Origin of the sequence: Paenibacillus sp. FSL R7-0204 (assembly GCF_038002225.1) — a bacterium.
GTDB lineage: Bacteria > Bacillota > Bacilli > Paenibacillales > Paenibacillaceae > Paenibacillus_AQ.
Window position 1 is genome coordinate 3234864 of sequence record NZ_JBBOCA010000001.1, and the last position, 21863, is coordinate 3256726.

Annotated in this window: 28 protein-coding genes and 1 pseudogene; 16 read left to right on the plus strand and 13 right to left on the minus strand. The window is 45.5% G+C overall.

The window, feature by feature from the left end:
• Window positions 1-36 precede the first annotated feature (36 nt).
• A complete protein-coding gene (locus tag MKX42_RS14385; RefSeq protein WP_340757691.1) occupies window positions 37-666 on the minus strand; it encodes a nitroreductase family protein in 630 nt (209 codons plus the stop codon).
• Between the two features lie 31 nt (window positions 667-697).
• On the minus strand, window positions 698-1123 hold the full coding sequence (locus tag MKX42_RS14390; RefSeq protein ID WP_076160475.1) for a MarR family winged helix-turn-helix transcriptional regulator: 426 nt from the start codon (window positions 1121-1123) through the stop codon (window positions 698-700).
• A 307-nt stretch (window positions 1124-1430) separates the two neighbouring features.
• On the opposite strand from MKX42_RS14390, the gene MKX42_RS14395 reads away from it, so the two are divergent.
• Window positions 1431-2048 (plus strand): CPBP family intramembrane glutamic endopeptidase, encoded by a 618-nt coding sequence (locus MKX42_RS14395; RefSeq protein WP_340753093.1) that lies wholly within the window; start codon window positions 1431-1433, stop codon window positions 2046-2048.
• Between the two features lie 152 nt (window positions 2049-2200).
• Window positions 2201-2458, plus strand: coding sequence for a DUF6756 family protein (locus MKX42_RS14400; protein WP_340753094.1), 258 nt, complete (start codon window positions 2201-2203; stop codon window positions 2456-2458).
• A 46-nt stretch (window positions 2459-2504) separates the two neighbouring features.
• Here the strand turns inward: MKX42_RS14400 and MKX42_RS14405 are convergent, their stop codons facing one another.
• Entirely contained in the window at window positions 2505-3491 is a 987-nt protein-coding gene (locus MKX42_RS14405) for an NADP-dependent oxidoreductase (protein WP_340753095.1), read from the minus strand.
• 170 nt (window positions 3492-3661) lie between these two features.
• Here MKX42_RS14405 and MKX42_RS14410 point away from each other — a divergent pair, with 170 nt between their 5' ends.
• The 3 genes from MKX42_RS14410 to MKX42_RS14420 all read left to right on the plus strand — a co-directional run bounded on the left by MKX42_RS14410 (window position 3662) and on the right by MKX42_RS14420 (window position 4789).
• Complete coding sequence (locus MKX42_RS14410; protein WP_340753096.1) at window positions 3662-3943, plus strand: TetR/AcrR family transcriptional regulator; 282 nt, start codon at window positions 3662-3664, stop codon at window positions 3941-3943.
• Window positions 3944-4090: 147 nt separating this feature from the next.
• Complete coding sequence (locus MKX42_RS14415) at window positions 4091-4387, plus strand: hypothetical protein (protein ID WP_340753097.1); 297 nt, start codon at window positions 4091-4093, stop codon at window positions 4385-4387.
• Window positions 4388-4480: 93 nt separating this feature from the next.
• On the plus strand, window positions 4481-4789 hold the full coding sequence (locus MKX42_RS14420; RefSeq protein ID WP_340753098.1) for a hypothetical protein: 309 nt from the start codon (window positions 4481-4483) through the stop codon (window positions 4787-4789).
• A gap of 89 nt (window positions 4790-4878) precedes the next feature.
• Here MKX42_RS14420 and MKX42_RS14425 read toward each other — a convergent pair whose 3' ends face one another.
• A complete protein-coding gene (locus MKX42_RS14425) occupies window positions 4879-5784 on the minus strand; it encodes a serine protease (protein ID WP_340753099.1) in 906 nt (301 codons plus the stop codon).
• Between the two features lie 195 nt (window positions 5785-5979).
• Here MKX42_RS14425 and MKX42_RS14430 point away from each other — a divergent pair, with 195 nt between their 5' ends.
• The gene (locus tag MKX42_RS14430; RefSeq protein ID WP_340753100.1) at window positions 5980-6693 is read left to right on the plus strand and encodes a response regulator transcription factor; all 714 of its coding nucleotides are present in this window, start codon (window positions 5980-5982) and stop codon (window positions 6691-6693) included.
• Between the two features lie 2 nt (window positions 6694-6695).
• Window positions 6696-8021, plus strand: coding sequence for a sensor histidine kinase (locus MKX42_RS14435; RefSeq protein ID WP_340753101.1), 1326 nt, complete (start codon window positions 6696-6698; stop codon window positions 8019-8021).
• Between the two features lie 98 nt (window positions 8022-8119).
• Here MKX42_RS14435 and MKX42_RS14440 read toward each other — a convergent pair whose 3' ends face one another.
• From MKX42_RS14440 to MKX42_RS14455, 4 genes are all read right to left on the minus strand, one after another.
• Complete coding sequence (locus MKX42_RS14440; protein ID WP_340753102.1) at window positions 8120-8578, minus strand: SMI1/KNR4 family protein; 459 nt, start codon at window positions 8576-8578, stop codon at window positions 8120-8122.
• Window positions 8579-8602: 24 nt separating this feature from the next.
• The gene (locus MKX42_RS14445) at window positions 8603-8956 is read right to left on the minus strand and encodes a hypothetical protein (RefSeq protein WP_340753103.1); all 354 of its coding nucleotides are present in this window, start codon (window positions 8954-8956) and stop codon (window positions 8603-8605) included.
• A gap of 274 nt (window positions 8957-9230) precedes the next feature.
• On the minus strand, window positions 9231-9833 hold the full coding sequence (locus tag MKX42_RS14450) for an AAA family ATPase (protein WP_340753104.1): 603 nt from the start codon (window positions 9831-9833) through the stop codon (window positions 9231-9233).
• A 297-nt stretch (window positions 9834-10130) separates the two neighbouring features.
• The gene (locus MKX42_RS14455; RefSeq protein ID WP_340753105.1) at window positions 10131-11126 is read right to left on the minus strand and encodes a MerR family transcriptional regulator; all 996 of its coding nucleotides are present in this window, start codon (window positions 11124-11126) and stop codon (window positions 10131-10133) included.
• A 78-nt stretch (window positions 11127-11204) separates the two neighbouring features.
• Here MKX42_RS14455 and MKX42_RS14460 point away from each other — a divergent pair, with 78 nt between their 5' ends.
• The 5 genes and pseudogenes from MKX42_RS14460 to MKX42_RS14480 all read left to right on the plus strand — a co-directional run bounded on the left by MKX42_RS14460 (window position 11205) and on the right by MKX42_RS14480 (window position 14486).
• On the plus strand, window positions 11205-12491 hold the full coding sequence (locus MKX42_RS14460; RefSeq protein WP_340753106.1) for an amidohydrolase: 1287 nt from the start codon (window positions 11205-11207) through the stop codon (window positions 12489-12491).
• Between the two features lie 278 nt (window positions 12492-12769).
• Window positions 12770-13045: a DUF6809 family protein gene (locus MKX42_RS14465; protein ID WP_340753107.1), complete on the plus strand. Its 276-nt coding sequence runs from the start codon at window positions 12770-12772 to the stop codon at window positions 13043-13045.
• A 333-nt stretch (window positions 13046-13378) separates the two neighbouring features.
• Entirely contained in the window at window positions 13379-13582 is a 204-nt protein-coding gene (locus MKX42_RS14470; RefSeq protein ID WP_339249126.1) for a hypothetical protein, read from the plus strand.
• A 72-nt stretch (window positions 13583-13654) separates the two neighbouring features.
• Window positions 13655-13993, plus strand: a pseudogene (locus MKX42_RS14475) (hypothetical protein); the annotation flags it as partial.
• Between the two features lie 85 nt (window positions 13994-14078).
• Complete coding sequence (locus MKX42_RS14480) at window positions 14079-14486, plus strand: VOC family protein (RefSeq protein ID WP_339249123.1); 408 nt, start codon at window positions 14079-14081, stop codon at window positions 14484-14486.
• Here the strand turns inward: MKX42_RS14480 and MKX42_RS14485 are convergent.
• The 3 genes from MKX42_RS14485 to MKX42_RS14495 form a co-directional block, all read right to left on the minus strand.
• Complete coding sequence (locus tag MKX42_RS14485; protein WP_340753108.1) at window positions 14461-14811, minus strand: VOC family protein; 351 nt, start codon at window positions 14809-14811, stop codon at window positions 14461-14463. The two genes, MKX42_RS14480 and MKX42_RS14485, sit on opposite strands and share 26 nt — an antisense overlap.
• A 32-nt stretch (window positions 14812-14843) precedes the next feature.
• Entirely contained in the window at window positions 14844-15164 is a 321-nt protein-coding gene (locus tag MKX42_RS14490) for a MazG nucleotide pyrophosphohydrolase domain-containing protein (protein WP_036733455.1), read from the minus strand.
• 106 nt (window positions 15165-15270) lie between these two features.
• Window positions 15271-17121 carry a M28 family peptidase gene (locus tag MKX42_RS14495; protein WP_340753109.1) on the minus strand — a complete coding sequence of 617 codons (1851 nt, stop codon included), beginning with the start codon at window positions 17119-17121 and terminating at the stop codon, window positions 15271-15273.
• A gap of 202 nt (window positions 17122-17323) precedes the next feature.
• On the opposite strand from MKX42_RS14495, the gene MKX42_RS14500 reads away from it, so the two are divergent.
• From MKX42_RS14500 to MKX42_RS14510, 3 genes are all read left to right on the plus strand, one after another.
• Entirely contained in the window at window positions 17324-18802 is a 1479-nt protein-coding gene (locus MKX42_RS14500; protein ID WP_340753110.1) for a serine hydrolase domain-containing protein, read from the plus strand.
• 76 nt (window positions 18803-18878) lie between these two features.
• Window positions 18879-19178 carry a hypothetical protein gene (locus MKX42_RS14505; protein ID WP_340753111.1) on the plus strand — a complete coding sequence of 100 codons (300 nt, stop codon included), beginning with the start codon at window positions 18879-18881 and terminating at the stop codon, window positions 19176-19178.
• Window positions 19179-19192: 14 nt separating this feature from the next.
• Window positions 19193-19543: a metallophosphoesterase family protein gene (locus MKX42_RS14510; RefSeq protein WP_340753112.1), complete on the plus strand. Its 351-nt coding sequence runs from the start codon at window positions 19193-19195 to the stop codon at window positions 19541-19543.
• A gap of 3 nt (window positions 19544-19546) precedes the next feature.
• Here MKX42_RS14510 and MKX42_RS14515 read toward each other — a convergent pair whose 3' ends face one another.
• Entirely contained in the window at window positions 19547-20032 is a 486-nt protein-coding gene (locus MKX42_RS14515) for a hypothetical protein (RefSeq protein ID WP_340753113.1), read from the minus strand.
• Between the two features lie 63 nt (window positions 20033-20095).
• A complete protein-coding gene (locus tag MKX42_RS14520) occupies window positions 20096-20608 on the minus strand; it encodes a hypothetical protein (RefSeq protein ID WP_340753114.1) in 513 nt (170 codons plus the stop codon).
• A gap of 781 nt (window positions 20609-21389) precedes the next feature.
• On the opposite strand from MKX42_RS14520, the gene MKX42_RS14525 reads away from it, so the two are divergent.
• Window positions 21390-21833 carry a DUF4275 family protein gene (locus tag MKX42_RS14525; RefSeq protein WP_340753115.1) on the plus strand — a complete coding sequence of 148 codons (444 nt, stop codon included), beginning with the start codon at window positions 21390-21392 and terminating at the stop codon, window positions 21831-21833.
• Window positions 21834-21863: the final 30 nt, after the last annotated feature.

Consider the following 21863-nt stretch of genomic DNA (forward strand, 5'->3'; position numbering starts at 1 on the left):
ACACGAGCTTCAAGCTATGCCGATGCTGCGTACAGCTTAGTGCCATACTGTCGTGCGGTCAACCGCCAGGCGGGTGGAAGGGTGGCCGGCGGCCGCGGCTTTGCCAATGGAGATTAACATAACCGGCACATAACGCTGTGCATCCAGTCCGAAGGCACCGGCAATCTGGTTTTTATTGTATCCGCCTATGGGATTGGTGTCGTAGCCGTGCGCACGCGCAACCAGCATGAACTGCATGGACACCAGACCGGCGTCAATTAATACGGTATCGCGTTTTTGTTCCAACGACAAGCTTTGCAGGAGGGGCAAGTAGGCAGCCATGAACTGCTCCTTCACCTCTTGTGGCATGTAGCCAGATGCAACCGTGTCGCTGAAGATTTCGTCCATATACTCGGGGAAATTCAGGTCACCGAATACAGCCACTACCGCGGAAGATGTCTCCACCTGGTTGCTGTTGGAGCTGGCCAGCGGAAGTAGCTTGGCTTTGGCTTCAGGACTTTCGATCACGACAAAACGCCACGGCTGCAAGTTGACGGAGGAGGGGGCCAGCGAAGCTTCTTCCAGCATTTGCGACATTTTCTCCCGGCTGATGGTAACGGAGGAATCATAAAGCTTGACCGACCGGCGGCTTTTAACCACTTCCATGAAATCTTGAACTTTTTGTATACTGCTCATATTAGACAGCTCCTTCGAGGGATTAGAGATTCTGGGCATTATGGTGCATACGTTCCAGCATGTCTGCCAAAGCCTGGCGTTCTTCGGGATCGAAGCCGGCAAACAGTCCTTCCACTACTTCTGAATTAGCCTGCAAAAAATGATTAACATGCTGCCGGCCATTCTCATTGAGACTTACGAGAGTAATGCGGTTATCGTCCGGGCAGGTACGCCGGTTGACAAATTGGAGTAACTCTAGCTGCTTTAAATGGCGGGTCACCGCGGCACCGTCAATGCCAAGTGATTTCTGCAGGGCGCTCTGGCTTACTTCCTCGGTAGCAAGAAGTTCTTGCAGCAAACGGAAGCGGGAGGCACTAAGGCCGGTACAGCCGGAAAAAGCGCTGCTGATCCGGGTATTCAAAGACTGCATCCTTTGCAAAATACACTTTTCAGTTAAGCCCTCATTCATCAGTTCCCTCCTATTGAAAATTAATTGACTCATCAATTATTGAGGGATCAATTATTGATACATCAAATAATATAAGGGATGAGATATAAAAAATCAAGCGCTAATTATCCGTGATTTTGTACAAGAACCTCCCAGCCAAGCAATACCATTCATGCAATCTTTCGGGTTGTGCCATTGCGGACTATACAGGTTGTTGGGAAAGGACAGGATATGTTATCGTAGCAGGGGAATTGCAGAAGTGATGAACTATATGAATCTGTTGTCCGTGCAGAAATAGAACCTGGAAGACAAGGAGAGAAGCTATGCTATGAATCGTGCTACCGGGACCCCGCCACCAGGCAAAAAAGAATTCAATCCGAAAGATGCTGTACTGGTTTTCCTCGCCTTCGCCCTGATCAGCGCAGCCGTTATCTTTGCCCTTGTTATCTACGATGTCCTGAACCTGAAGGATCTGTTATCCTTTGAAAATCCACTGCAACTGGCAGTATACGTTGCTCTTCCCACAATCAGCCTATTGTTATTCGGGATCATCCTGACCCTGCTCATACCAGCCAGCTATATTGACGAGACGAATAAGAGCTATCAGAACTATTCGCTTACTGCGATTCTATTCTTCACACTCGCAGGCGCTTTATTTGAGGAGTTGCTGTTCCGGGGAATTATACAAAATGTGCTCACCCTCTACCTTCCCAACCCCTGGATCGCTATCGTACTCACCACGGTGCTGTTTGTGGGAATGCATGTCCAGTACTACACGAAGCCGCTAATGCTACTGAACATCACTATCCCGAGCCTGGTCTTCGGGTGGGTCTATGGGCAGACGGATAATTTGCTGGTTCCGATCCTTGTTCATTTTCTGATGAATCTGGGGATTACGCTGTTGTTCAAATATAAGGTGATTCAGATGAGAGGGGAGAAGGGATAACAGGATGGAGGCTGATTCGACTGTCAAAGTCCATTATGTAACTGAAAATGAGGTGAGCCTGTGGATTCCCTATCTGTCCGCGCAGAGATCGAAGAATTAATCAAGTCGCTGAAGCTGGACCGGAGCGGGCTACATGAAGTTCGCAAAGATCAGTGGAAACGCATTTTGAGAGAGAGATCATCCAGGATGAATCCATCTGGTTCATTGCCGAGGACCGGTATGATAAGCTGTGGCTGTATGAGGGGAAGACGGTGGCGATTCTCCAGGTGATCCCTGAGTTATGCCACCTGAATGAGTATTACCTGATCTCCAAAAAGGTTCAATGGCTCCTCTGCGAAGATCACCATGATATGCTCCACCTGAGCGGCCAGCCGATCATTGACCGGTGGATGAGATACGAAAGCCCCTAACCCTTAAGGGATGGGGCTTTCTTCACGCACTTCCTAGTCACGATGTTTATCCAAGATTTTTCGATATGATGATTTTTCCCCGTTTGGTTGACTCTTCACTTTTGCGATACGCCTGAAGCAGGCCTTGGGCAGTGAAGGGATAGGCCTCATGGATATGGATATTCAATTTATTCTCTTGCATTTGGCGGACAATGGATTCAAAATCGGTACGGTTAGCTCTTGCCTGGAAGAAGTAGGCGTGAATGCCGCGGATCTTCGGTTGTTGATTAAGCGCGAAGGCCACCACTGATATATAGGTCCCGCCATCCTTGATGACCGAGTAGTTTTTCTTCCCGATGTCTCCCGGTAACCCTGTCCCGAAAGTAGATGCGTCCATAGCGGAATCCAAAACAATATCAACAGACTCTGTAATCTGGGTGACGAAGTCGGCTTTCGTATAATCGATCACCTCGTCTGCACCAAGTCCTTTGACGAAATCATGATTATAGTCCCTCGCGGTTGCGATAACGTATGCTCCATGTTGCTTGGCTAACTGGACTGCAGCATGTCCTACTCCTCCAGCGCCAGCTTGAATAAGGATGCGTTGTCCCGGTTGAAGCTGACCATGCTCAAACAGCGCTTGCCAGGCGGTCAGGGCAACCGTAGGCGCGGCACCTGCCTGTTCAAAGGACAGACTCTCAGGAATGATGGCAAGGAGATCTTCCTCCACGGCAACATAGTCCATGTAGGAACCTCTCGGAATCATTCCCAAGACACGATCCCCCGGCTTGAAATGACGGACTTTCCTGCCAACCTCTTTAACAATGCCGGCTACTTCATTACCAAGAACAAGCGGCAATTGAAATTGATCCGCAAATTTATCGGCCATCGGACTCTCAAGAATTGCGCCGCTGCGAAATAGAACATCTGCGGGATTGATGGATGAGGCGCGCATTTCGACGAGAACCTGTGTGCCGGTAATTGCGGGAACGGGAACTTCCAGTTCTTCTAGCACTTCGGGAATTCCAAAGCTTGTTAAAGCAATAGCTTTCATGATGATCCTCCTCTTATAATTGAACATAAGAATGATTCACAGATTGTTTAAGCAACACCTGTCTGATAAGATAATAATATTGCGTGCTTGAGAGTTCAACCGGCAGAGTTAGAGGAAAGTTGCATAGGCAACACATTGTGAATATTGATGTTTAACAAGGAGATATAGACATGGTAAATCAGGAAGATCCGAGGGTATTGCGCACACGACAGTTAATTCGAACAGCGTTCAGAGATTTGCTGCAGAGAAAAGGCTATGATGCAATCACCATTAAAGATATCGCTCAGGAGGCAACCATTAACCGCGCCACCTTTTATGCCCATTTTGAAGATAAATATGCTTTGCTGGACGAAGTCACAGAACAGGCTTTTCATGAGAGGATTCCAGAGCAAGTGGTGAATGCAGAGGAGTTCACGGAGGATATATGTGACCAGTTGAGGGGTGGACATTGATCATATAAAGATCATGGCGGCTATGACAGGTTCAGCCATCTATGGCGCTGCGCATTATTGGTTAAATGCCGGAGAGAAGAGCGGGACCGGTGCGCTTACAGACATTGCTCGTCCCTATGTAATGAATGGTCTGGGGCTGGTAACCCCATGAACGATATTAGGCACGCACAAGCTCTAATAACCTGGCATCGAGACCCCGGCAAATTTTCAAGAAATGAATGGATACGCGATATCGTAGTTGACTATGGGGAGATCATAGACGGGATCATGCAAGGGGATACCTGGACCGTATTGGTCAGGATTACAAGTCAAGTGGAGGGTACCTGGGATACGTATGCGGATGTGGCTTTTATTGTGGACGCTGCACCGTGGCATTTGTGGGTACCGGGGTACAGCTTCAATCTGTGGGCAGGCAAGGACGTTGCCACCGTTCACATTCTATAACGCTATTTTCATATACTTTACTCATACTTGTTCCATAGAATTCCCGCAATCGCCTGCTAAGATGAAGATACTTTCAAAGAAGAGGTGATTGAAATGATCAAATGGACAAGAAGAGTAATCGCAGTATTAGCAGTGGTAAGTGTAGTGGGCGGCTCCACGAGCGCATTCGCAGCAACGGCGCCTGTTGTGAAATCCGTGAAAGAGGTGAAGGTAACTGCACCAGCGGTGAAATCTGCTACCCCAGCCAAACACAAAGCGGCCGTAAAGACAGCCGTAACCGTTAAACACAAAGCTGCTGCAAAAACAGCCGTAGCCGCCAAACACAAAGCAACAGTAAAGTCAGTAGCCCCACATGCCAAACAAAAAACGGCAGCCAAAGCTGTGACACCAAAGAAGAAATAATGCAGTCATTGCAGTCTTCCGCAGCAGCATACTTATAACCACAGAAGGCGGGGCTCGTGAAGAGTCCCGCTTTTGATCTATTCACCTAACTAACTCTGACCTCCGCCAGCGGCGTGTCCGAAAATGGCTTCTGACAAATGGTTATTGTCGATGAACTGTAAGATAAGCTTCGAACTGGTGGCAAAGGAGCGGGGTTCACCAAGGATCGTGGAGGAGATTACGCCGACTATTTTATCGCTCGAATCTATGACGGCACTGCCACTATTCCCGGGCCAGGTCTGCACATTGAATTCCATGGAGTGCGTGTACACATCGGATGTTGACGCATTTTTTGATTTCCGGATAACGGCCACATCATCGGCGGTGAATGTTCCGTAGAGCGGTGTCCAGAGGTGCCTTTTGGTAGTCACAGTGTCTGAATTTCCTATTGGCTTGGTAGGGTGCCCGATGACCGTCACCTTTTCGTTGGCCGTTGGCACAAGATTGAACTCCTTGAAATAGCTGTCCTGATAGGTGTTGGGGATTTTGTTAGCGTCAATCTTCAGCAGGGAGAGGTCTTCCTTAAGATCTGTTGCCACTAGTGAGCCAAGCAGATACCCGTCCGATTTTTGCGCATAAAAAGTGATTTGGAATCGCAATTTCTTTCCATTATAGCTGGCGGGGGCCACGTGATTGTTAGTGACAATGTATCCGCCAGGTAACATGAAGCCTGCACCAATGCCAATCTTTATCTTGGTCCCTTGACCGGACAGTACATACTTCTCTATCATAACGACACGTGTCAGATTCTTATATTCACGATAGGCTTTCGCTTGCTCATCTTTGGATAATGCGGGGTTGCTGGTGTAAGGACGGACCTTGATAACGGATTTGGTAACAGTCGTGGATGTAATGGACACTTTGCTGACAGCAGAAGCTGCGGCGATGTGGATGCAAAGTGTTATAACCGCAACAGCCAGTAGGCATGAGAGGAATCGGCTAACCCTGCGAGTCATAATCACTCCCCCTTTAGTTTTATACTATTGAGGAGTGAGACATGTTGTGACGGTCAGTCTGCGGATATGTAAGAACAGAGCTTCACATCTTTTTCGAAGAAGGGGAAGGCGGGGCTTAAGACGGGTCCTGTCTTTTATCTGCCTATATAACCCTGTATGATAGAACTAGATTAGGACGGTAAAGGGGTACACACGATGGCCAAAATAGTAGTCGTAGACGACGATCTTTTCATTTTACAGCTGCTCTCGGAATATTTGCGCAAGGAAGGGTACGAGGTGACTTCGTTCTCGAATGGCCGCACGCTGGTCGAGCATGTCCGTACAGAGCACCCGGATTGCCTGATTCTCGATATTATGATGCCGGGGATTGACGGTCTGGCGCTGCTCACCGAACTGCGTACCTTCACCGAGCTTCCTATTATTATGATCTCTGCACGCGGCGAGGAGAGTGACCGGATTCAGGGGCTGGAGCTGGGCTGTAGTGACTTCCTGAGTAAGCCGTTCAATCCGCGTGAGCTGGTGGGCCGGGTGAAGTCTATGCTGCGTCTGGCTAGAGCGGGTAATGCTGCTGCGGAGGAGACCTCCCAGGTGGTAACGGCGAAGCAAGTCTGCAAGTCCGGGAATGTGGAGATTGACGCGGATTACCGGAAAGTAACGGTGAATGCAGAGGAAGTAAGCTTGACCTCGCGGGAGTTCGACCTGTTGCTTTTCCTGGCCTCCCATCTGGAACGGCCCTTCGGGCGTGAGCATCTGATTCAGCAGGTGTGGGAATATGACTTTTTCGGGGATGTCCGGGTTGTAGATGATGTGGTCAAAAGAATCCGCAAAAAGCTCGCCGAGCACCACTCCACACTTCTAATTGATACGGTGTGGGGCTTCGGATACCGGGCATCCGTGCGGAAGGTGTAGCCATGCGGACCATTCGCGGTAAAATGCTGTTCTCGCTCTGCATTGCCATGCTCATCACGGTAGCAATTACGGTGATGCTGTTCGTGCATCTGATCGACGACATCCTGATGAATCAGGTGAAGGCTGAGCTGCATGGACAGGTAGGGAAGGCGCAGAAGCTGCTAAGCGATGGTGACCTCAACAATCTGAACAGCACGCAGTTCAAGTATGTCGTCAAGGGCCTGATGATGAACGCGGACTATATGATTCTGGATGGCAACCAGAGGATCGTTGATGCCAGTGATGAGAAGGAGGAAGGGAAGCAACTACAATACACGCCTACGGGGAAAAATGGAATTGCCCTCCTACACGGCAGGAAGGTCCTATATGCGCAAGAAAAGCTGAGAGGGCTGTCCGATGAAATCTTCATCTACTCGCCGCTATCTTCGCTTAGAGCCTTATACGGCTCACTCATGCGAACCACCTTGCTGTCCATCGGAGCCAGTTTTGTGGTGATTCTCGCGATCGGGCTGTTCGCCGTCTCACGGGTGGTGCGTCCGTTGAACCGGTTGAAGGAAGCTGTTGGGCGATATGAGCCTTCCTATGCACAGGGCAATCCTTTTCCGCAGGGGGACCGGACCGAGATCGGGGAGCTGATGACCACCTTCCAGTCCATGTCGGGGCGCATCCAGCAGCATCAGCGGAACCAGATTGAATTCCTGCAGAATATCTCACATGAGCTCAAAACCCCCCTGATGTCCATCCACGGCTTCGTGTTCGCTATTCAGGATCAGGTGGTCACGCAGGAGGAGGGGCTGGAGGTCATTACCAACCAATCGCAGCGCTTGATTGATATGGTAGACAAGCTGCTCCAGCTCTCCCGGCTGGAAGCCGTTGACGAGCATTGGCCCGCCGCCAACATTGACCTGCGGACCATGGCCGAAGAAGCCGCCATGCTGCTCATGCCGGAGGCCAGCCGGAGGGACCTGAAGCTCAGCGTGGAAGGCGAGAGCCTGCAAGTTACGATTCCCGGCGAGCAGCTGTTCCGTATTCTGGTCAACCTGCTGCAGAATGCGGTTAGGCATACCACAGATCAGGTGGTCATCCGGGTGGAACACGAGATTCCGGGAGCCGAGTGGGCAATCCATATTGAAGATAATGGTCCGGGGCTGGCAGAAGAGGAGCGGGAAGCGGTCTTCGAGCGTTTCTACACTGGAGCGAACGGAGTCACCGGCCTCGGCCTGGCCATCTGCCGCCAGATCGCGGCTCGGCTGAACGGGGAACTGACCTATTCCCGCTCGGAGATGGGTGGGGCTCGGTTTAGTTTTAGGAAGAAGGTTGGGGAATGAGGTGTTACAGACAGACGCATTAAAAGTAACAGCAGCAGAATAAGACTAAATAAGTCTTAGACTGCTGCTGTTGTCGTACAACTTGCGTTTCGTGCTTTTCATCTGCATTCTTCATACCAATCATCTTCAAGATTTTGAATAGTATCCTGTAAAAGTTCTGAAAAGGTTGGGGCTATAAAATAAACAAAATCAGGGTCATGTACATAAAAGATAACTTGCCCAGCTGTACCATGTTCTGTCGGGTCAAAGTCTAACATTAGGTACAATGCACCTCCTACAACCTGTGCAAAAGGAAACCAATCCTTGTTAAATAAATAGGGCTTAATACGAGAATCTAGCTTACTAATTTCCTCATCGCTATAATATTCGCTCATTAAATTATCGCGATCGCAGAAAAATTTCTTAGTATCTCTAATATCATCTAAGGAAAGCAAGGTAAATGGAATAACACTATCTCCATATGAAGTATACAAAAGATTAAGCGGATAACCACTGCCATTCTTAAGAGTATAAAACGCCTTAAAGTCTGTTGGCAATGAACCTATTATTGTACGCACACAACCATATTCCACCTTAGCCTATTAATTTTCGGGCATTTGCCAACCCGTTTCCTCATCCCAAATGGCATCTGTATCATCTAGATGCACATGCCAATCCCCATTAGAAATCCTTCTTCTAATATCCGTCAAACAGGTCAACCAATAAAACAGCGCATGCACTGTATCTTCAAAATTGTCTGAAAGGGGCAGCTTTGTTGCACCTGCAAAAATTTCTGTCGGTTCATCCTGGTCATAGTCATACACATGAAATGTTTCTCCAATATCCTTCATCTCAAAATCCGCATTGTATTGATCAATGATGGCCGTGATCTCTTGCTTCTCAATGTCCGTAAGGTTATGATTTCTCATACAAGTGTAATAAATAGAAATCCCCATGCTACATTCCTCCATTATAAAAAATAATCACTCAAGAACTTACGTCCTCTTTATTATGCCCTATTAATCCAATACAAGTAAATTCTCATTGAACGTTGACCTGCGGACCATAGCCGAAGAAGCCGCCATGCTGCTCAGCCGGAGGCCACCCGGCGGGACCTGAAGCTCACCGTGGAAGGCGAGAGCCTGCAAGTTACAATCCCCGGCGAGCAGCTATTCCGTATCCTGGTCAATCTACTACAGAATGCGGTTAGGCATACCGCAGATCAGGTGGTCATCCAGGTGGACTCAAGAGGTTCCTAGAGCCGCGTGAACAATCCATATTGGAGATAACGGTCCGGGCTTGGCATTCGATCTCATAAAAACGTTTCGCTATAGTCGTCGCATTCGTCTGCCAATCAATGGTACCGTCAATATGTATTACAGGACACGTTAGGGTTTCCACCCATTGTTCAATTTTTGACAGCGAACGCGAAGCCACGAAATCAATAAATTTTAAATGCTGCTCGTACATATCACCACCTTTGCGTATGCGTTCTCCATGTTGGTTATACGCACGTTGCTCTATACGTTCCATACGTATTTCAATTGGTGCTGAGATAAATACGGCGAGGTTATAAAACTTAGGAATTGTGTCGCCAAAATCACCCGTGACAGCAGTGAGGATAAATGAACGATATTTCTCAATGTCGGCAAACATTAAACTCAAACACTCTTCATAAGGACGTACTGCGGTATATGGAATTTCTGATTTTTTAAAGTGGTAATCCTCGTGATCCATATGCTTAAAGTTCAATAGGTGCGCCAGTTCACATCCAAGTGTAGTCTTTCCGCTTCCATTTGCCCCGAATACAATTATTCCATGGGGTTTATTCATTTTGCTACCCTCCATTTTAGGCCTGTTACTGCAGAGTCGCTCTTTGAACTCGGTTCAACGACCAAGGCCGTTACCCTTTCTTAAGGATAACCCTTCATTTTTTTACTGGATCCGGGTAGATCCGGAGGTTCAGGTAAGTGCATGGACGATCTTGATTGGAAAATAACGGCCCGGGGCTGGCGGAGGCGGTCTTTGAGCGTTTCTATACCGGCATGAACGGAGTTACCGGCCTCTGTCTGGCTTCGGGTGCATCCACATGCAGAATGGTAAACCTTGACGCAAGGGTAAGCTTTTGGCTTACTGAATAGGTACTGCTAAAACAACATGCAACAATCGATTTACTTTAAGGTGTTTCGTGATGCATCCGCTATCCTCTAATAAATCAATGAGCTTGGGGAGTAGAATAGAATCCTCATCACCTTCATGCGCTGTGCTTCCTTCCCCGTCAATCATCAAATCCGCGACGCAAATCCTTCCGTGAGGTTTTAAGACCCTGCGCATCTCCTGAATAGAGAGCAGCATTTGGCCGCTCGTCAGATGATGCAGGGCAAAGCTCGAAACAATAAAATCAAATTTCCCGTCAAGGTACGGAAGTGCCAGGAAATTGCCAAGCTTGGTCTCCATCTCGGGAAATTTGCGCAGGCACTCTTTTAACATTTCGTTGGACTGATCCACCCCAGCCATCACCGCGCCTTCATGGATCAGGCGGCCGGCCAAATTTCCCGTACCCGTTCCAATATCCAAGCCCCGTTCTCCATGGATTGGCGAAACCCATTTCACGACGAGGCGCAGCGCCTCATCATAGTCCCCATATTTCCGTGTGTCCTCTTGAACCAACTGATCGTGAACGCCGGCCAAGCGGTCATACCCCCACTTATCCTTCCATGTCCGTTGTTCCCTCAGTCTTCTCGAACCCTCCGCCAGAATGTAAATGTCATCAAGGGGAAGGGTATTGTCATTCTTAAGGGTTTCAATCATTTGATCTGTTGTCTCGATAATCTGCTGCATTTCGACCCACTTGGTGAACATGACGGATCGCTGGAGTTCCAACAGGTATCGTAATTGACTGTTTCCTTTGGCTTCAATATCCAATAGTGCAGTCCGAATCTCACTAACCGGCATTCCTGATTCCCTGAGTGCAATGATCGTCTGCAAGCGCCAAATATCTTCTTCGTCAAACCTCCGGTACTGATTGTCATCTTGTTTGGAAGGAGCAATAAGAGCTTTTTCTTCGTAAAACCGAATCGCGCGCTGCGATATTTTCAGCATATCAGCGACTTCTTTTATTTTCATGAGACAGACCCCTTTATGTTCTTGACCCTCACTCAACGTCAAGGTTTAGTATAAACCCTAGAAAAGGAGGCTGTCACGATGAAGACGTTAATCAAAGGCGCGACCATCTTAACCATGGGAAACGAGGAACCATATATCGGGGATATTCTCATCGACGGGGACCGCATAGCGGACATTCAGTCCATCATATCCACTGGGGCAGATGTGGTCATTCATGGCGAGGGTATGGCAGCAATGCCCGGGCTGATCAATGCTCACCAACACTCGTCTATGAGCTTATTGCGGGGCTTTTCCGACGATTTGAAGCTTATGGATTGGTTAAACCAAAAGATGCTTCCTGCTGAAGCACGAATGACGCCAGAGGATATTTATTGGGGAGCGAAGCTCGCGATGGCGGAAATGATTAAATCGGGTACGACTGCCTTCGCCGACATGTACATCCACATGAATGAAATCGCGGCAGCGGTAGAAGAGGTCGGTATGCGGGCTTCTTTAACGCGGGGTTTGGTTTTCCTCGATAATGACAAAGGGCGGCGAATGTCGGAGGCGCTCGATCTCGTTCGTCACTGGAGCGGTGCAGCAGAAGGCAGAATCACGACCATGCTGGGGCCGCATTCCCCTTACACAGTTCCTCCGCAGCCCTTTAGAGAGATTATCGACTGGGCGGAGCAGGAGAACATTCCTATACATACTCATTTGGCCGAAACGAAAGAGGAAGTCAATCAGATTCGGGAAAAGTATAATCAAACCCCAACCGAATATTTGTATCACCTCGGTCTGTTTGAACGGGCACATGTGCTCCTCGCACATAGCGTGCATCTAAATCGCCGTGATATTGTGTATTTGAAAAGTATGCGGGGTGGCGTGTCCCATAATCCAGTAAGCAATCTCAAGCTTGGCTGCGGCATAGCGCCGATCAAGGAGATGGCTGACCAAGGGATTACCATTGGTTTAGGCACGGATGGGGCGGGCAGCGCCACCACGTTAGATATGTTCGAGGAAATCCGGGCGGCAACATGGCTGCAAAAGTTGGATTACGGGGACCCTACGAAGCTTCCCGCTATGGATACTCTTCGCATGGCGACGGCTGGAAGTGCGGAATTGCTCCGCATTGCCCATGAGGTGGGCATATTGGAAATCGGGAAGAAGGCAGATATCATCTTGATTGATATGAGAAAACCGCACTTGCAGCCTATACACAACATCCATTCACTGCTCGCATACAGCGCTAACGGAGCGGACGTGGACACCACCATCGTTAACGGAAAAGTGTTAATGCAAGGCCGTCAACTGCTCACTATTGATGAAGACGAGTTATTGGAGCAAGTGTCGCTGCGCTCTAAGCGTATCGTTGAAGGCATCTAATATTCCTGATTACTTAAAACGCGGGCAGATTATGTCCGCGTTTTTCTTTGATTGTTTTTTGCGTTAAACTGCCCGTTTGCTTAACGAAGCGTCCGCACTAGCCCTATAATTTATTTTCTTTAAACATCGGCATATGGGCCTGTTTTTGTTGGGGGTGTGATTCTATGCGAATACTGCATAAAAAACAATATATACCCGAATTATCAAGTAAACTTGGTATAGAGGATCACTATTATCCACAAGTATAAGCGTCACATTCAAAGGGAGGCCTGATAATCATGATTTTGGAGGATTTGTATTATGGGAGTTTGCGTCCCAATGAGCGGATGAAGCCAAACGATCCAGAATTGCGAAGGATTAATCAGCGGATTATTGATTCATTAGAAATGCTTAAAGAGAGACTACCAAAAGAAGATTTCGATCAGGTCGAGGAGACGATGGAGCTACATAGTGAATCCTGTTCGCTAAATTCGGCATTATCTTTTACCCAAGGCTACAAAATAGGTGCGTTAATGATGATTGAGGTTTTTGGCGAGGACAAAAGCTCTATTTAAAGAGGCATAAATTTAGTAGTAAAGGAACCGGGGCATAGGCAGCTTCGGTTTTTTTTATTGGGAAATATCAAGTTGAAATAATGTTCGGCAGTTAGAGAAATAGTTTGAACATTCTATAATACAATCTTTCACGAACTAACGCTCGGCATATGGTTTATTATGGTATTACGTGTTGTAATTACTGGACAATTATAGACAATCGAAGACAATCTTGAACAAGTGTAGACAATTTCTTGTTTTGATAGATTTCAAATCTATCATTTTAAGACAGTTAGAACAGACAGACTCTGCATTCGATATCTTCTAATATGTATATATTAGGAGGTGGGGAATGTGGATAAAGAAGAAAAGGATAAGGAGGAAAAAGACATGGGTGCAATTACTGGAGATCAGTCAAAAGTGAATAAAACATCTGAAGGTATTAGTAAGTCTTTCCTTAAAACCGCTAAACGATTGCCTAGAAAAGACGGAAAGATAGTATTGGATCGAAATAATCCTGAGCATGTATCATGGGCAGAGGGGTACAAGAAGAAATAATGCTTATTCTACCTAAAGACATATACGAAATTTACCGCGAATACGAACAAATATCCAACCGATGGAAAGTTTAGGCCGAATCTTGTCGTATTCGTTGATGAAGATGATGTATACTGTTTGCCTATTACAGGTTCATCTCCGAATGATCCACCAAGACATAAGGGGGATTACTGGAAGGTGGGAATTGAAGAGTGGAGAGAGATCCCTCTAAAGAAGAAATCCTGGATAGTTATCAATCAAGCTAAAATTGTTGATAGAGAAGACATAGAAAATGCTAAATACATAGGTCCATTACAGGAAGACGATTGGATTAAAGTTATTGAGAAAACAGAAGAGTATGAGAAGTGTTTGGAACAAATCAAAAATACTCGCAGTGTTCGCTCTAAAAATAATCGCACTACGAATACTTAAAACCACTCAATTAATTGAGTGGTTTTTTTAGAAAAATAAAAATCGATCAAGGCTCTAACAAAGTGATTTATGAGGAGAGTACACCATGAAACTAGGAGCAACCTTATACATTAAGAATACCACTGAAGCTGTAGCATTTTATTCAGAAGCCTTTGGACTTACCCTGGGCTATCATGAGAGATTCCCGGATGGCACATTTATGCACGCATCATTACTTAGAGATGGACAAGAAGTATTTGCTGTCAGCGAATCACACAATGATAATTTGGTTAGAATTATGCTCTCATCATCACTAGAGGGATCACGTCCAACTATGAGTTATGGGATTAACTTTGAGCGTGAAGAAGAAGTGAACAAGGCATACGAAATGCTAGCGAAGGGCGGCACGGTGTTATTTCCGTTAGGCGCCCTTCCCTGGAGCTCCTGCTGTGCTGAAGTCGTCGATAAGTACGGTGTGTACTGGTATATCACGGTAGATCCTTCTTCTCAATGAAGCTAACCGTATTGCCGTCGGGATCAAGGAACCAGAAGGAATAGGCGCCCCACGGTCTGCGCTCAGGTGGAGAGGTAATCCCGATACCGGGGATGGCTTGCTTCAGACGGTCATATTCAGCCAAGACATCATGAACATAGAACATTAGTGACATATTCTTGTCATTGACCACATTCACTTGGCCCGGATTGTAGACCGCAAGCTGGGCGCTGTCGAATCCATAATGCTGACCTTCAACAACCGGAGACTCCTTGAGCACGATTTCATAAAAAGCAGCCAGGCGCGGCGCATTGTCAGTCAGAATACAGACTCCACAAAGCTTCATGTGTATACCTTCTTCCTATTTTTGCATTTATTTTAATTTTCTGAATAGCGTGCCTGAAGCTTTTGCTTATGCGATATCAAGATATCTTCAAGCGATATATCATATTTATTGGCGATGACAATGAGATTTCCTAGAACATCTCCAAGTTCTTCTGTTAATTCAGCTTTATTCTCTTGAAATGTGCCTGCAACCTCGTCTGGACGATCCCTGCCAATCTCTAATGCACGAATTGCGCGGGCGACTTCCCCAGTTTCTTCAGCAAGAAATCCAATACGAACAAATATATCTAAGTCCGACCAGTTACGATTCTTGTAATATTCCCTAACCCATTGTTGAAATTCAGTGATATCCATGTTTCCCTCCGGTATAAGAAGATTGATAGACTCAAAAACTCGAATATAATAATACCATAACTACGCTCATTGTAATTTGCTTTCGGTGTTAGCTGTTACCATTCAACTACTTACTCCGCCCAATGAAAAACGAATATTTATCTGCCGTCCCCAGCGCGGTAGTCTCTGTACGATCCATAAGCTGTAATGCCTTCAATAGAGACCCGACTTGTTCGTGCATCAGATTCACATCGAATTTATCCATTTCTCTGTCTGCGCTATCTACCAGGAGATAATCCGGCATGGGGATGAGTCCAATCATTGGAATCCCGGCATTGAACAGGGGCTGACTCTCACCGAATTGAAACTTATTATGTCCGCGTAAGATAACGGTCCTGGTGTTACTTCTATCTTCAACGGCTTTCTTCCAAATGGCTTCCATGATTTCATTTCCTGCATAGGCAAATTCAGTGCTTATTTCTCCAGTGGGTCCATATTGTCCGGAAGCATTGTCCTTCCATTCCAAGCTGCCTAGATGTTCTACAGTGAGTCCTGCCACGGCTTTCAGGTGCCCATCTGTACCATCCCACAGTTCAGGATGTGCCTGCATCCAGGTTGAGGTTGCCTGCGAGGTACCTTTGAATTCGGGCAATCTGAAATGTCCTGTTACAAAGGCGAAGATCATAGTCCGTTCTGGCTGCTCCTGCTGCTGCAGGTAACGAATCATGGAGAGCATTCCAATCGCACCGTCTTCTTCTACCACATTTACACCGTCAGTATGCGTATTAACGATGATCGATTCCTTTTTGTTCTTTCCTGCAATTTTCACATAAAAAGATTCAGTCGGCGCATTTTTCTGTGTTTCTGCCTCTAAAATTACTGTGCCCACTTTAAGCTCCTTAGCTGCGTTGACCACTCTCTGCCCATCTGTTTTATTGACCCATACTGCCGGGATTCCGAAATAATGCTCGGTGAAGGGGAGGTATTGCTTTTCAGCCTTTTCATCTGAAACACCATCCCAGACGATAATGACTGCTTTGACGCCCTGTTCCTTGGCTTCGTCCAATTTAGCATGCTTCAAAGCTGTGGTAAGGACCAGATCGCCCTCATCTGAAGGAATACCGCCTGGTGCCCGAAATTTTTCGTGTATATTCATCACCAGTGCCATGGGGAAATTCTTAAAGTTCTTGATTTCAACGACGGCTATTTTGCCCTTGGCTTCCTCATATTTACCAGGTTTGGTGTAGACAAACTCTCCGGTAACTCCATTTGTATCGGTCTCGCCTGAGTAAGGAAACGCAGAGGATACATGAATATCCTCGTTATCTATGGTCACAGAGCTGCGCTTCTCTTCCCAGCGATCAAAAGTATACTTATCACGGTACACAGTAAGCCCCATATCCGTCACCTGCTGCTGTAACCAGGCAATGAACCGATTGTGACCTTCTGAGCCCGTTGTACGGCTGCCGTAGGAATTCATAGTTTCTATATTTTTCAACATGGTGGTTGGAGAATCAAGCTGGTCATTGTTGACTTCAGCAGTTAAATCAGCTGGCAGAGTAACGGACCGGGTAATCGGCTGAGCATAGATATTAACGATCCAAACTACACTGGAAACTAAAGCGACAATACCGTACAGCACTCTCCGAACTACTAGCAAAACCTTCCCGCTCTTACGCACTTCACCAGCCCAAAACACATTCCATGCCCCTGCGACGATAAGCAGTAAAGTAGCGAGTATGAACAACCAAAACTCATTAGTGACTAAGAATAAAATCTCGGTTACGAGGGCAACTGCATAGACCCAGAACAGTTTACCTCTTTCTTTGAGGTGAAAAGTATAAATACCTAATTGTGCCAATAGAACCATAATTGCTAGTACAGCGAATAACATTTCTTTCCCGATAAATACAGAAGCACCAAACGCTAGAATCAGGAATAGAATCCCCGACAATTCTCCATTAAATTTACTTCTCATCATATACCTCTTTCGTTAAAAGCATATTTGCCCGTTTTTTAAGTGTACCATTAACTATATTTCACTATAAGGGTTGAAGTATACTTCAAGGTCAAGGCAAGCTTTTGGATTTACCCTCGTTGTGCAGGGAAGGGCTGCTTCAAGGCGTCTTACTAGATAAGTTCATAATGAACCAGACGACCGATCTTGAAGGAGTTTAATCATGAAGAAGACAACGCGAAGAACAGAAATGCTGCTAAAAGGTATTGCGATGATGCTGATCGTGATCCTTGCTACGGCTGCATGTTGGCATGAGATTGGAACTCTTTTGGCCTCAGGGGAGGTTGACAGTGAGTCCGCTATGGTGCAGAGTATCATGGACAAAACAGCGACCCCAGGTGTAGCGATCCTATCTACCAGTAACGGTAAGACCGAATTTAAAACCTACGGCTACGCCGATAAGGAGCAGCGAAGGCAAGTTACAGCGGAGTCGCTTTTTGAAATAGGCTCAACGACCAAGGCGTTCACGGCTCTGGCCGTGATTATGCTACAGGATCAGGGAGCCTTGAAGTATACCGATGATGTCTCGCAATACCTGCCAGAGTTTGCTCCGGCCTATAAGGGGGAGAAGGCCAAGATCACAATTAACCACCTACTCGCACATACCAGCGGTATTCCGTCTTGGAGCATCCGCCTGATCCCCGAAGGTTCGGGTAAGGAGCAGCTTACATCGACCATACATAACATATCCAGCCTTGCGCTGGATACCCAGCCGGGCAGTGCCTATCAGTACGCAACGGTGAATTACGATATTCTGGCAGCGGTCATTGAACGGGTGACAGGGATGAGTTATCAGGATTATGTGACGGAGCACATCCTTAAGCCGCTGGGGATGAACGACAGCTATTTCTCGACAGGACAGGAACGGAAGCCGGGGCAGTTTGCGCAGGGGTATCGGGTGTTTTTTGGCAAAAGCATGGCCTACGATGCTCCCAGATACTACGGCAATATAGCCGCAGGGTATCTGGTGACCAACTTGAACGATTTGCAGCACTGGGTTAATGCCCAGATGGGAAGCAGCAAGATCCCGGATGATCTGCAGAAGGCCATTGGGCAATCGCATGATCCTGACCACCGTACAGCGGGGCAAGAAAGTGAGAATCTATTCTATGCCTTCGGCTGGAGCCAAAACTCGGAGACGCATGAAATCCGTCATAGCGGAAGCAACCCGAATTATTCCTCCCAGGTAATCATCGATCCGCAGCGGAAGGAGGGCGTGTTCGTACTGGCTAACCTGAACTCTACCGCACCCACGCTCATTGCCCAGAATATCTATGATCAGATGCAAGGGCAGCAGATGAAGACCTTTAAGTATGATGATACCTATATCCTAATGGATGGGATAGCTTCGTTGTTAGTTGTGTTCACTGTGATTGGGATTGCGTTTAAACTCATCCGGCTGGCAGGAGGGAGAAGCGATTTTGCCACAGAGAAGGGAATCCGTCGTCAAAAGATCAAGGCTCGTGTTACCCTGTTTATCAGAGCGCTGTTGTTACTATTGGTGCTAGGCTGGCCTTTTTTGGTAAACTACAATTACACCATGATTAGTGTATGGATGTCCTATTCGATATTGCTGTGGATGGGGCTGGCTTCGCTTAGCTGCGTGTTGTCTATGATTCTGGCAGGCAGACATTGGCGTTGACTATAAAGAAGGAGATGATCCTTATTAATCGTTTTCCTTTGCATTCGAGAAAAAGAATCCTTCAGACATTCAATATTTGAAAAATGGCGAAGAGATTTCAATAGATTTTGGATCGAATCCGCCTGAAACACTTTCCATAAGCGATGGATTACTTGATGCTAATGGAGATTATTTATATACATCCAAAGAAATCACTAATGTTCCCTATGTTACAAAGAAAGGTGTGTATAGCTTCAAATTAGACACGCACATCGCTTCTGCTTTAAGCTCTTACTATGAAAAAGATCAAAAGGAATTTAGAGGTTTTATCATAAATGCAAGCTGGGAGAAGCAGGAGAAGAACTATGCTTTTGCGATCCAATCAAACGCTCTCTGAAAGGAGCAAATCCCATGATCTACATAACAGGCGACATTCACGGTTCCATCAGTGTGGCCAGCCGTTTTAATTCAAGGAATTTCCCTGAAGGCAGGACGCTGACGAAGCAGGATTATGTCATAATCGTAGGGGATTTCGGCTTGTTGTGGGCAGATGACGCGGAGGATCGCTTTTGGCTAAAATGGCTTACTGAGAAACCATGGACCACCCTGTTTATTGACGGGAATCACGAGAACTTTGATCTGCTCGAATCCTACCCAGTCTTCGAATGGAACGGCGGTCGGGTGCATCACATTACTCCTAGTATCATATCGGTTAAACCAAAAAAAGGAGCAGAAAAAAACTGCCCCTCTAAGACTCATTAATAATCATTTTGCCATAACATTAGAAATCTGATTTTGAACCTCATCTATTGTAAATTCGCCGCTAAATCCTTGAAGACTAGATGAAATGACTCCATTTTTTTCGATTAAAAGAGAGTTATACGATTTTTGTGTATAGTAAGAGCCGGTATCCTCTAAGAACATAACATACTTAGAATCAGAACTAACATAATATGAAGGATCTGTTAGTTTTAAGGATATTGTTTTATTCGTTTCGTCACCTTTCAACACTTTCAAAACATTCAGATTTGATTCTTGTGAAGGAGGGTCACCGTCAAGATTTTTAGTGTCAGTGATTTCTCCATAAACAACCAATTCTGAATTCGAGACTAATTCTTTAAAGGTGTAAGAAGGCCAATCTCCAGTATTGCTATTGTTTCCAGTACTAGGTTCAGTCGAGGATTGACATGAAGTAATCAATAGTGCAAACAAAAATAATAATAGTAATTTTGTAGGTCTGGTTCTGTTCATCTTTATTTCATCTCCTTTTATCATAAAAGGACGGAGAAGCAAATGAAATAGTTTCTTCTCGGCTTATAAACTTAATTTCTTGCTGGCAAACGTTGACTTAAAAGTATCGAACTCTGTGAATTTTCCTTTGAAATCAGGGATGTTACTATTATATGTGCCATTTTGATCTATAAGAATAGAGTTTTTATCACTTTCATAATAATAATCGCCTTGCTTTTTTAAGATCATAATGTAGGTATTTCCGTTTTCTACAAAATCTAAGGCCTGATCTAAAATAATTTCGCCAGATACATCACCTTGAATAGTATCCAGAATTTTGAGAGTTGATAGTTGAGCTGGTGGGAGATTGTCATCAACTGGCTTTTCCTGCGTATCTATGACTTTTACTTGAACTACTACATCTGACTGTTTAGAAATAAGCTCATTAAAGTTATACTCAGGCCAATCGGCATGCGGTATTGGATTGTAATTGTCTGGGCTGGTCGAGGATTTTGCGCTGGATCTATAAGGGTTTATATCGTTAATGTCATGTGGCTGTGGAGTGGTTATTGTAGTTCTATCTCTTTCATAACTCATAATGGAAGTGTTACCGTATCCGCTCTCAATGTCATTTAAAAACTGTGCATGTCCGAATTCGTGAGTTGCTGAACTAATTGCACATGCACCTGGGTTGCTATTACACCCTTGATACTCATGTATGGCCTTGGTGTTAACGTAAACATGGAAATATTTAGTTGGAGTGCCTGTAGGGGAATATAAGCCAAACCAGCTATAAGCTAATTCCCCGTAGTGGGCAGCATTTAGAGAGGTTGAGTTTTGTGATATCGTTGTCCCTACAGAACTTGTCCAATTGGAGCCAGCGGTTGTCCAAGCAGTGTGCGGAAGAAACTGAACCCATAATAAGCGATAAAAATCCGAAAAGTAGAAACATTCTTGTTAACTTTTGCTTCATTTAATTTACTCCTCCTTAAAATTTTAATGAATTTTACATACGATTAATTGACAAAAAAATTCTAATCGTGAATCATAAATTCAAAATATCCCCTTTTATCTCTATGCGGAAATCTATGGAAAACAATCTTTACTCATATTTAGGCATCCAGTTTGCTTAAGGAGGGAGTATCTGATTCAACATAGTGAGGGATGACTTTTATGAGGAATTCCGAGTGCCTTAGGATATGATTAAGCCTCCGGTCTATAGCCCACATAGGAAATACTATTTATGTACTTCGTATATAGGGAATAGAATATTATTAATAATATCCCAACTGCCAGCTTCATCGAGCCTTTTATACAATATAAATACAAAATAAATATTCAACTATATGCTAAATAGTAACGAAAGTGATGATACCTGATGAAAAAGACAAAGCTTACAGATATACTTCATAAACGAAATATTCAATATACTGAGGTTGGTAGATGGGGGAAGTATCTTAGAGGCGTCTGGGAGAAGGAATTTGCTGAGACTATAAGCAGCGATGAGAAAAGGAAAATATATTTGAACGACTTTTTATGGAATCTATTCAGCTACAGTAGGGTGAAAGCTTACGAGAAGGACTATGCAAAAAATGCATTTAACAATGAACTGAAGAATCGTGTATATGTGTTTTATCAACATTCTGATCTTGCATTAACTATAGAGAATGCGAAGGATATTGTTGCTGAAAATATTAAAAATGAAGACGATATTTATATCGTAGATACTGAATTTCAATGGACGTATGTGAACACTCATGAATCATTTACTGGACCTTATTTTTATCATAAAAAGAAGAATATTCACATGACCAACGGTTAAGTGCTGGGTCAGTTTCCGCTCATCATGATT

What these genes read in the sequence shown, in the direction of transcription:
- MKX42_RS14435 (WP_340753101.1), top strand. Translation starts at nt 6,696, where the DNA reads ATGCGGACCATTCGCGGTAAAATGCTGTTCTCGCTCTGCATTGCCATG.
- MKX42_RS14515 (WP_340753113.1), bottom strand. Translation starts at nt 20,032, where the DNA reads ATGAACAGAACCAGACCTACAAAATTACTATTATTATTTTTGTTTGCA.
- MKX42_RS14520 (WP_340753114.1), bottom strand. Translation starts at nt 20,608, where the DNA reads ATGAGTTATGAAAGAGATAGAACTACAATAACCACTCCACAGCCACAT.
- MKX42_RS14500 (WP_340753110.1), top strand. Translation starts at nt 17,324, where the DNA reads ATGAAGAAGACAACGCGAAGAACAGAAATGCTGCTAAAAGGTATTGCG.
- MKX42_RS14395 (WP_340753093.1), top strand. Translation starts at nt 1,431, where the DNA reads ATGAATCGTGCTACCGGGACCCCGCCACCAGGCAAAAAAGAATTCAAT.
- MKX42_RS14480 (WP_339249123.1), top strand. Translation starts at nt 14,079, where the DNA reads ATGAAACTAGGAGCAACCTTATACATTAAGAATACCACTGAAGCTGTA.
- MKX42_RS14420 (WP_340753098.1), top strand. Translation starts at nt 4,481, where the DNA reads ATGATCAAATGGACAAGAAGAGTAATCGCAGTATTAGCAGTGGTAAGT.
- MKX42_RS14430 (WP_340753100.1), top strand. Translation starts at nt 5,980, where the DNA reads ATGGCCAAAATAGTAGTCGTAGACGACGATCTTTTCATTTTACAGCTG.
- MKX42_RS14455 (WP_340753105.1), bottom strand. Translation starts at nt 11,126, where the DNA reads ATGAAAATAAAAGAAGTCGCTGATATGCTGAAAATATCGCAGCGCGCG.
- MKX42_RS14495 (WP_340753109.1), bottom strand. Translation starts at nt 17,121, where the DNA reads ATGAGAAGTAAATTTAATGGAGAATTGTCGGGGATTCTATTCCTGATT.
- MKX42_RS14485 (WP_340753108.1), bottom strand. Translation starts at nt 14,811, where the DNA reads ATGAAGCTTTGTGGAGTCTGTATTCTGACTGACAATGCGCCGCGCCTG.
- MKX42_RS14445 (WP_340753103.1), bottom strand. Translation starts at nt 8,956, where the DNA reads ATGGGGATTTCTATTTATTACACTTGTATGAGAAATCATAACCTTACG.
- MKX42_RS14510 (WP_340753112.1), top strand. Translation starts at nt 19,193, where the DNA reads ATGATCTACATAACAGGCGACATTCACGGTTCCATCAGTGTGGCCAGC.
- MKX42_RS14390 (WP_076160475.1), bottom strand. Translation starts at nt 1,123, where the DNA reads ATGAATGAGGGCTTAACTGAAAAGTGTATTTTGCAAAGGATGCAGTCT.
- MKX42_RS14460 (WP_340753106.1), top strand. Translation starts at nt 11,205, where the DNA reads ATGAAGACGTTAATCAAAGGCGCGACCATCTTAACCATGGGAAACGAG.
- MKX42_RS14525 (WP_340753115.1), top strand. Translation starts at nt 21,390, where the DNA reads ATGAAAAAGACAAAGCTTACAGATATACTTCATAAACGAAATATTCAA.
- MKX42_RS14415 (WP_340753097.1), top strand. Translation starts at nt 4,091, where the DNA reads ATGAACGATATTAGGCACGCACAAGCTCTAATAACCTGGCATCGAGAC.
- MKX42_RS14490 (WP_036733455.1), bottom strand. Translation starts at nt 15,164, where the DNA reads ATGGATATCACTGAATTTCAACAATGGGTTAGGGAATATTACAAGAAT.
- MKX42_RS14465 (WP_340753107.1), top strand. Translation starts at nt 12,770, where the DNA reads ATGATTTTGGAGGATTTGTATTATGGGAGTTTGCGTCCCAATGAGCGG.
- MKX42_RS14450 (WP_340753104.1), bottom strand. Translation starts at nt 9,833, where the DNA reads ATGAATAAACCCCATGGAATAATTGTATTCGGGGCAAATGGAAGCGGA.
- MKX42_RS14405 (WP_340753095.1), bottom strand. Translation starts at nt 3,491, where the DNA reads ATGAAAGCTATTGCTTTAACAAGCTTTGGAATTCCCGAAGTGCTAGAA.
- MKX42_RS14425 (WP_340753099.1), bottom strand. Translation starts at nt 5,784, where the DNA reads ATGACTCGCAGGGTTAGCCGATTCCTCTCATGCCTACTGGCTGTTGCG.
- MKX42_RS14410 (WP_340753096.1), top strand. Translation starts at nt 3,662, where the DNA reads ATGGTAAATCAGGAAGATCCGAGGGTATTGCGCACACGACAGTTAATT.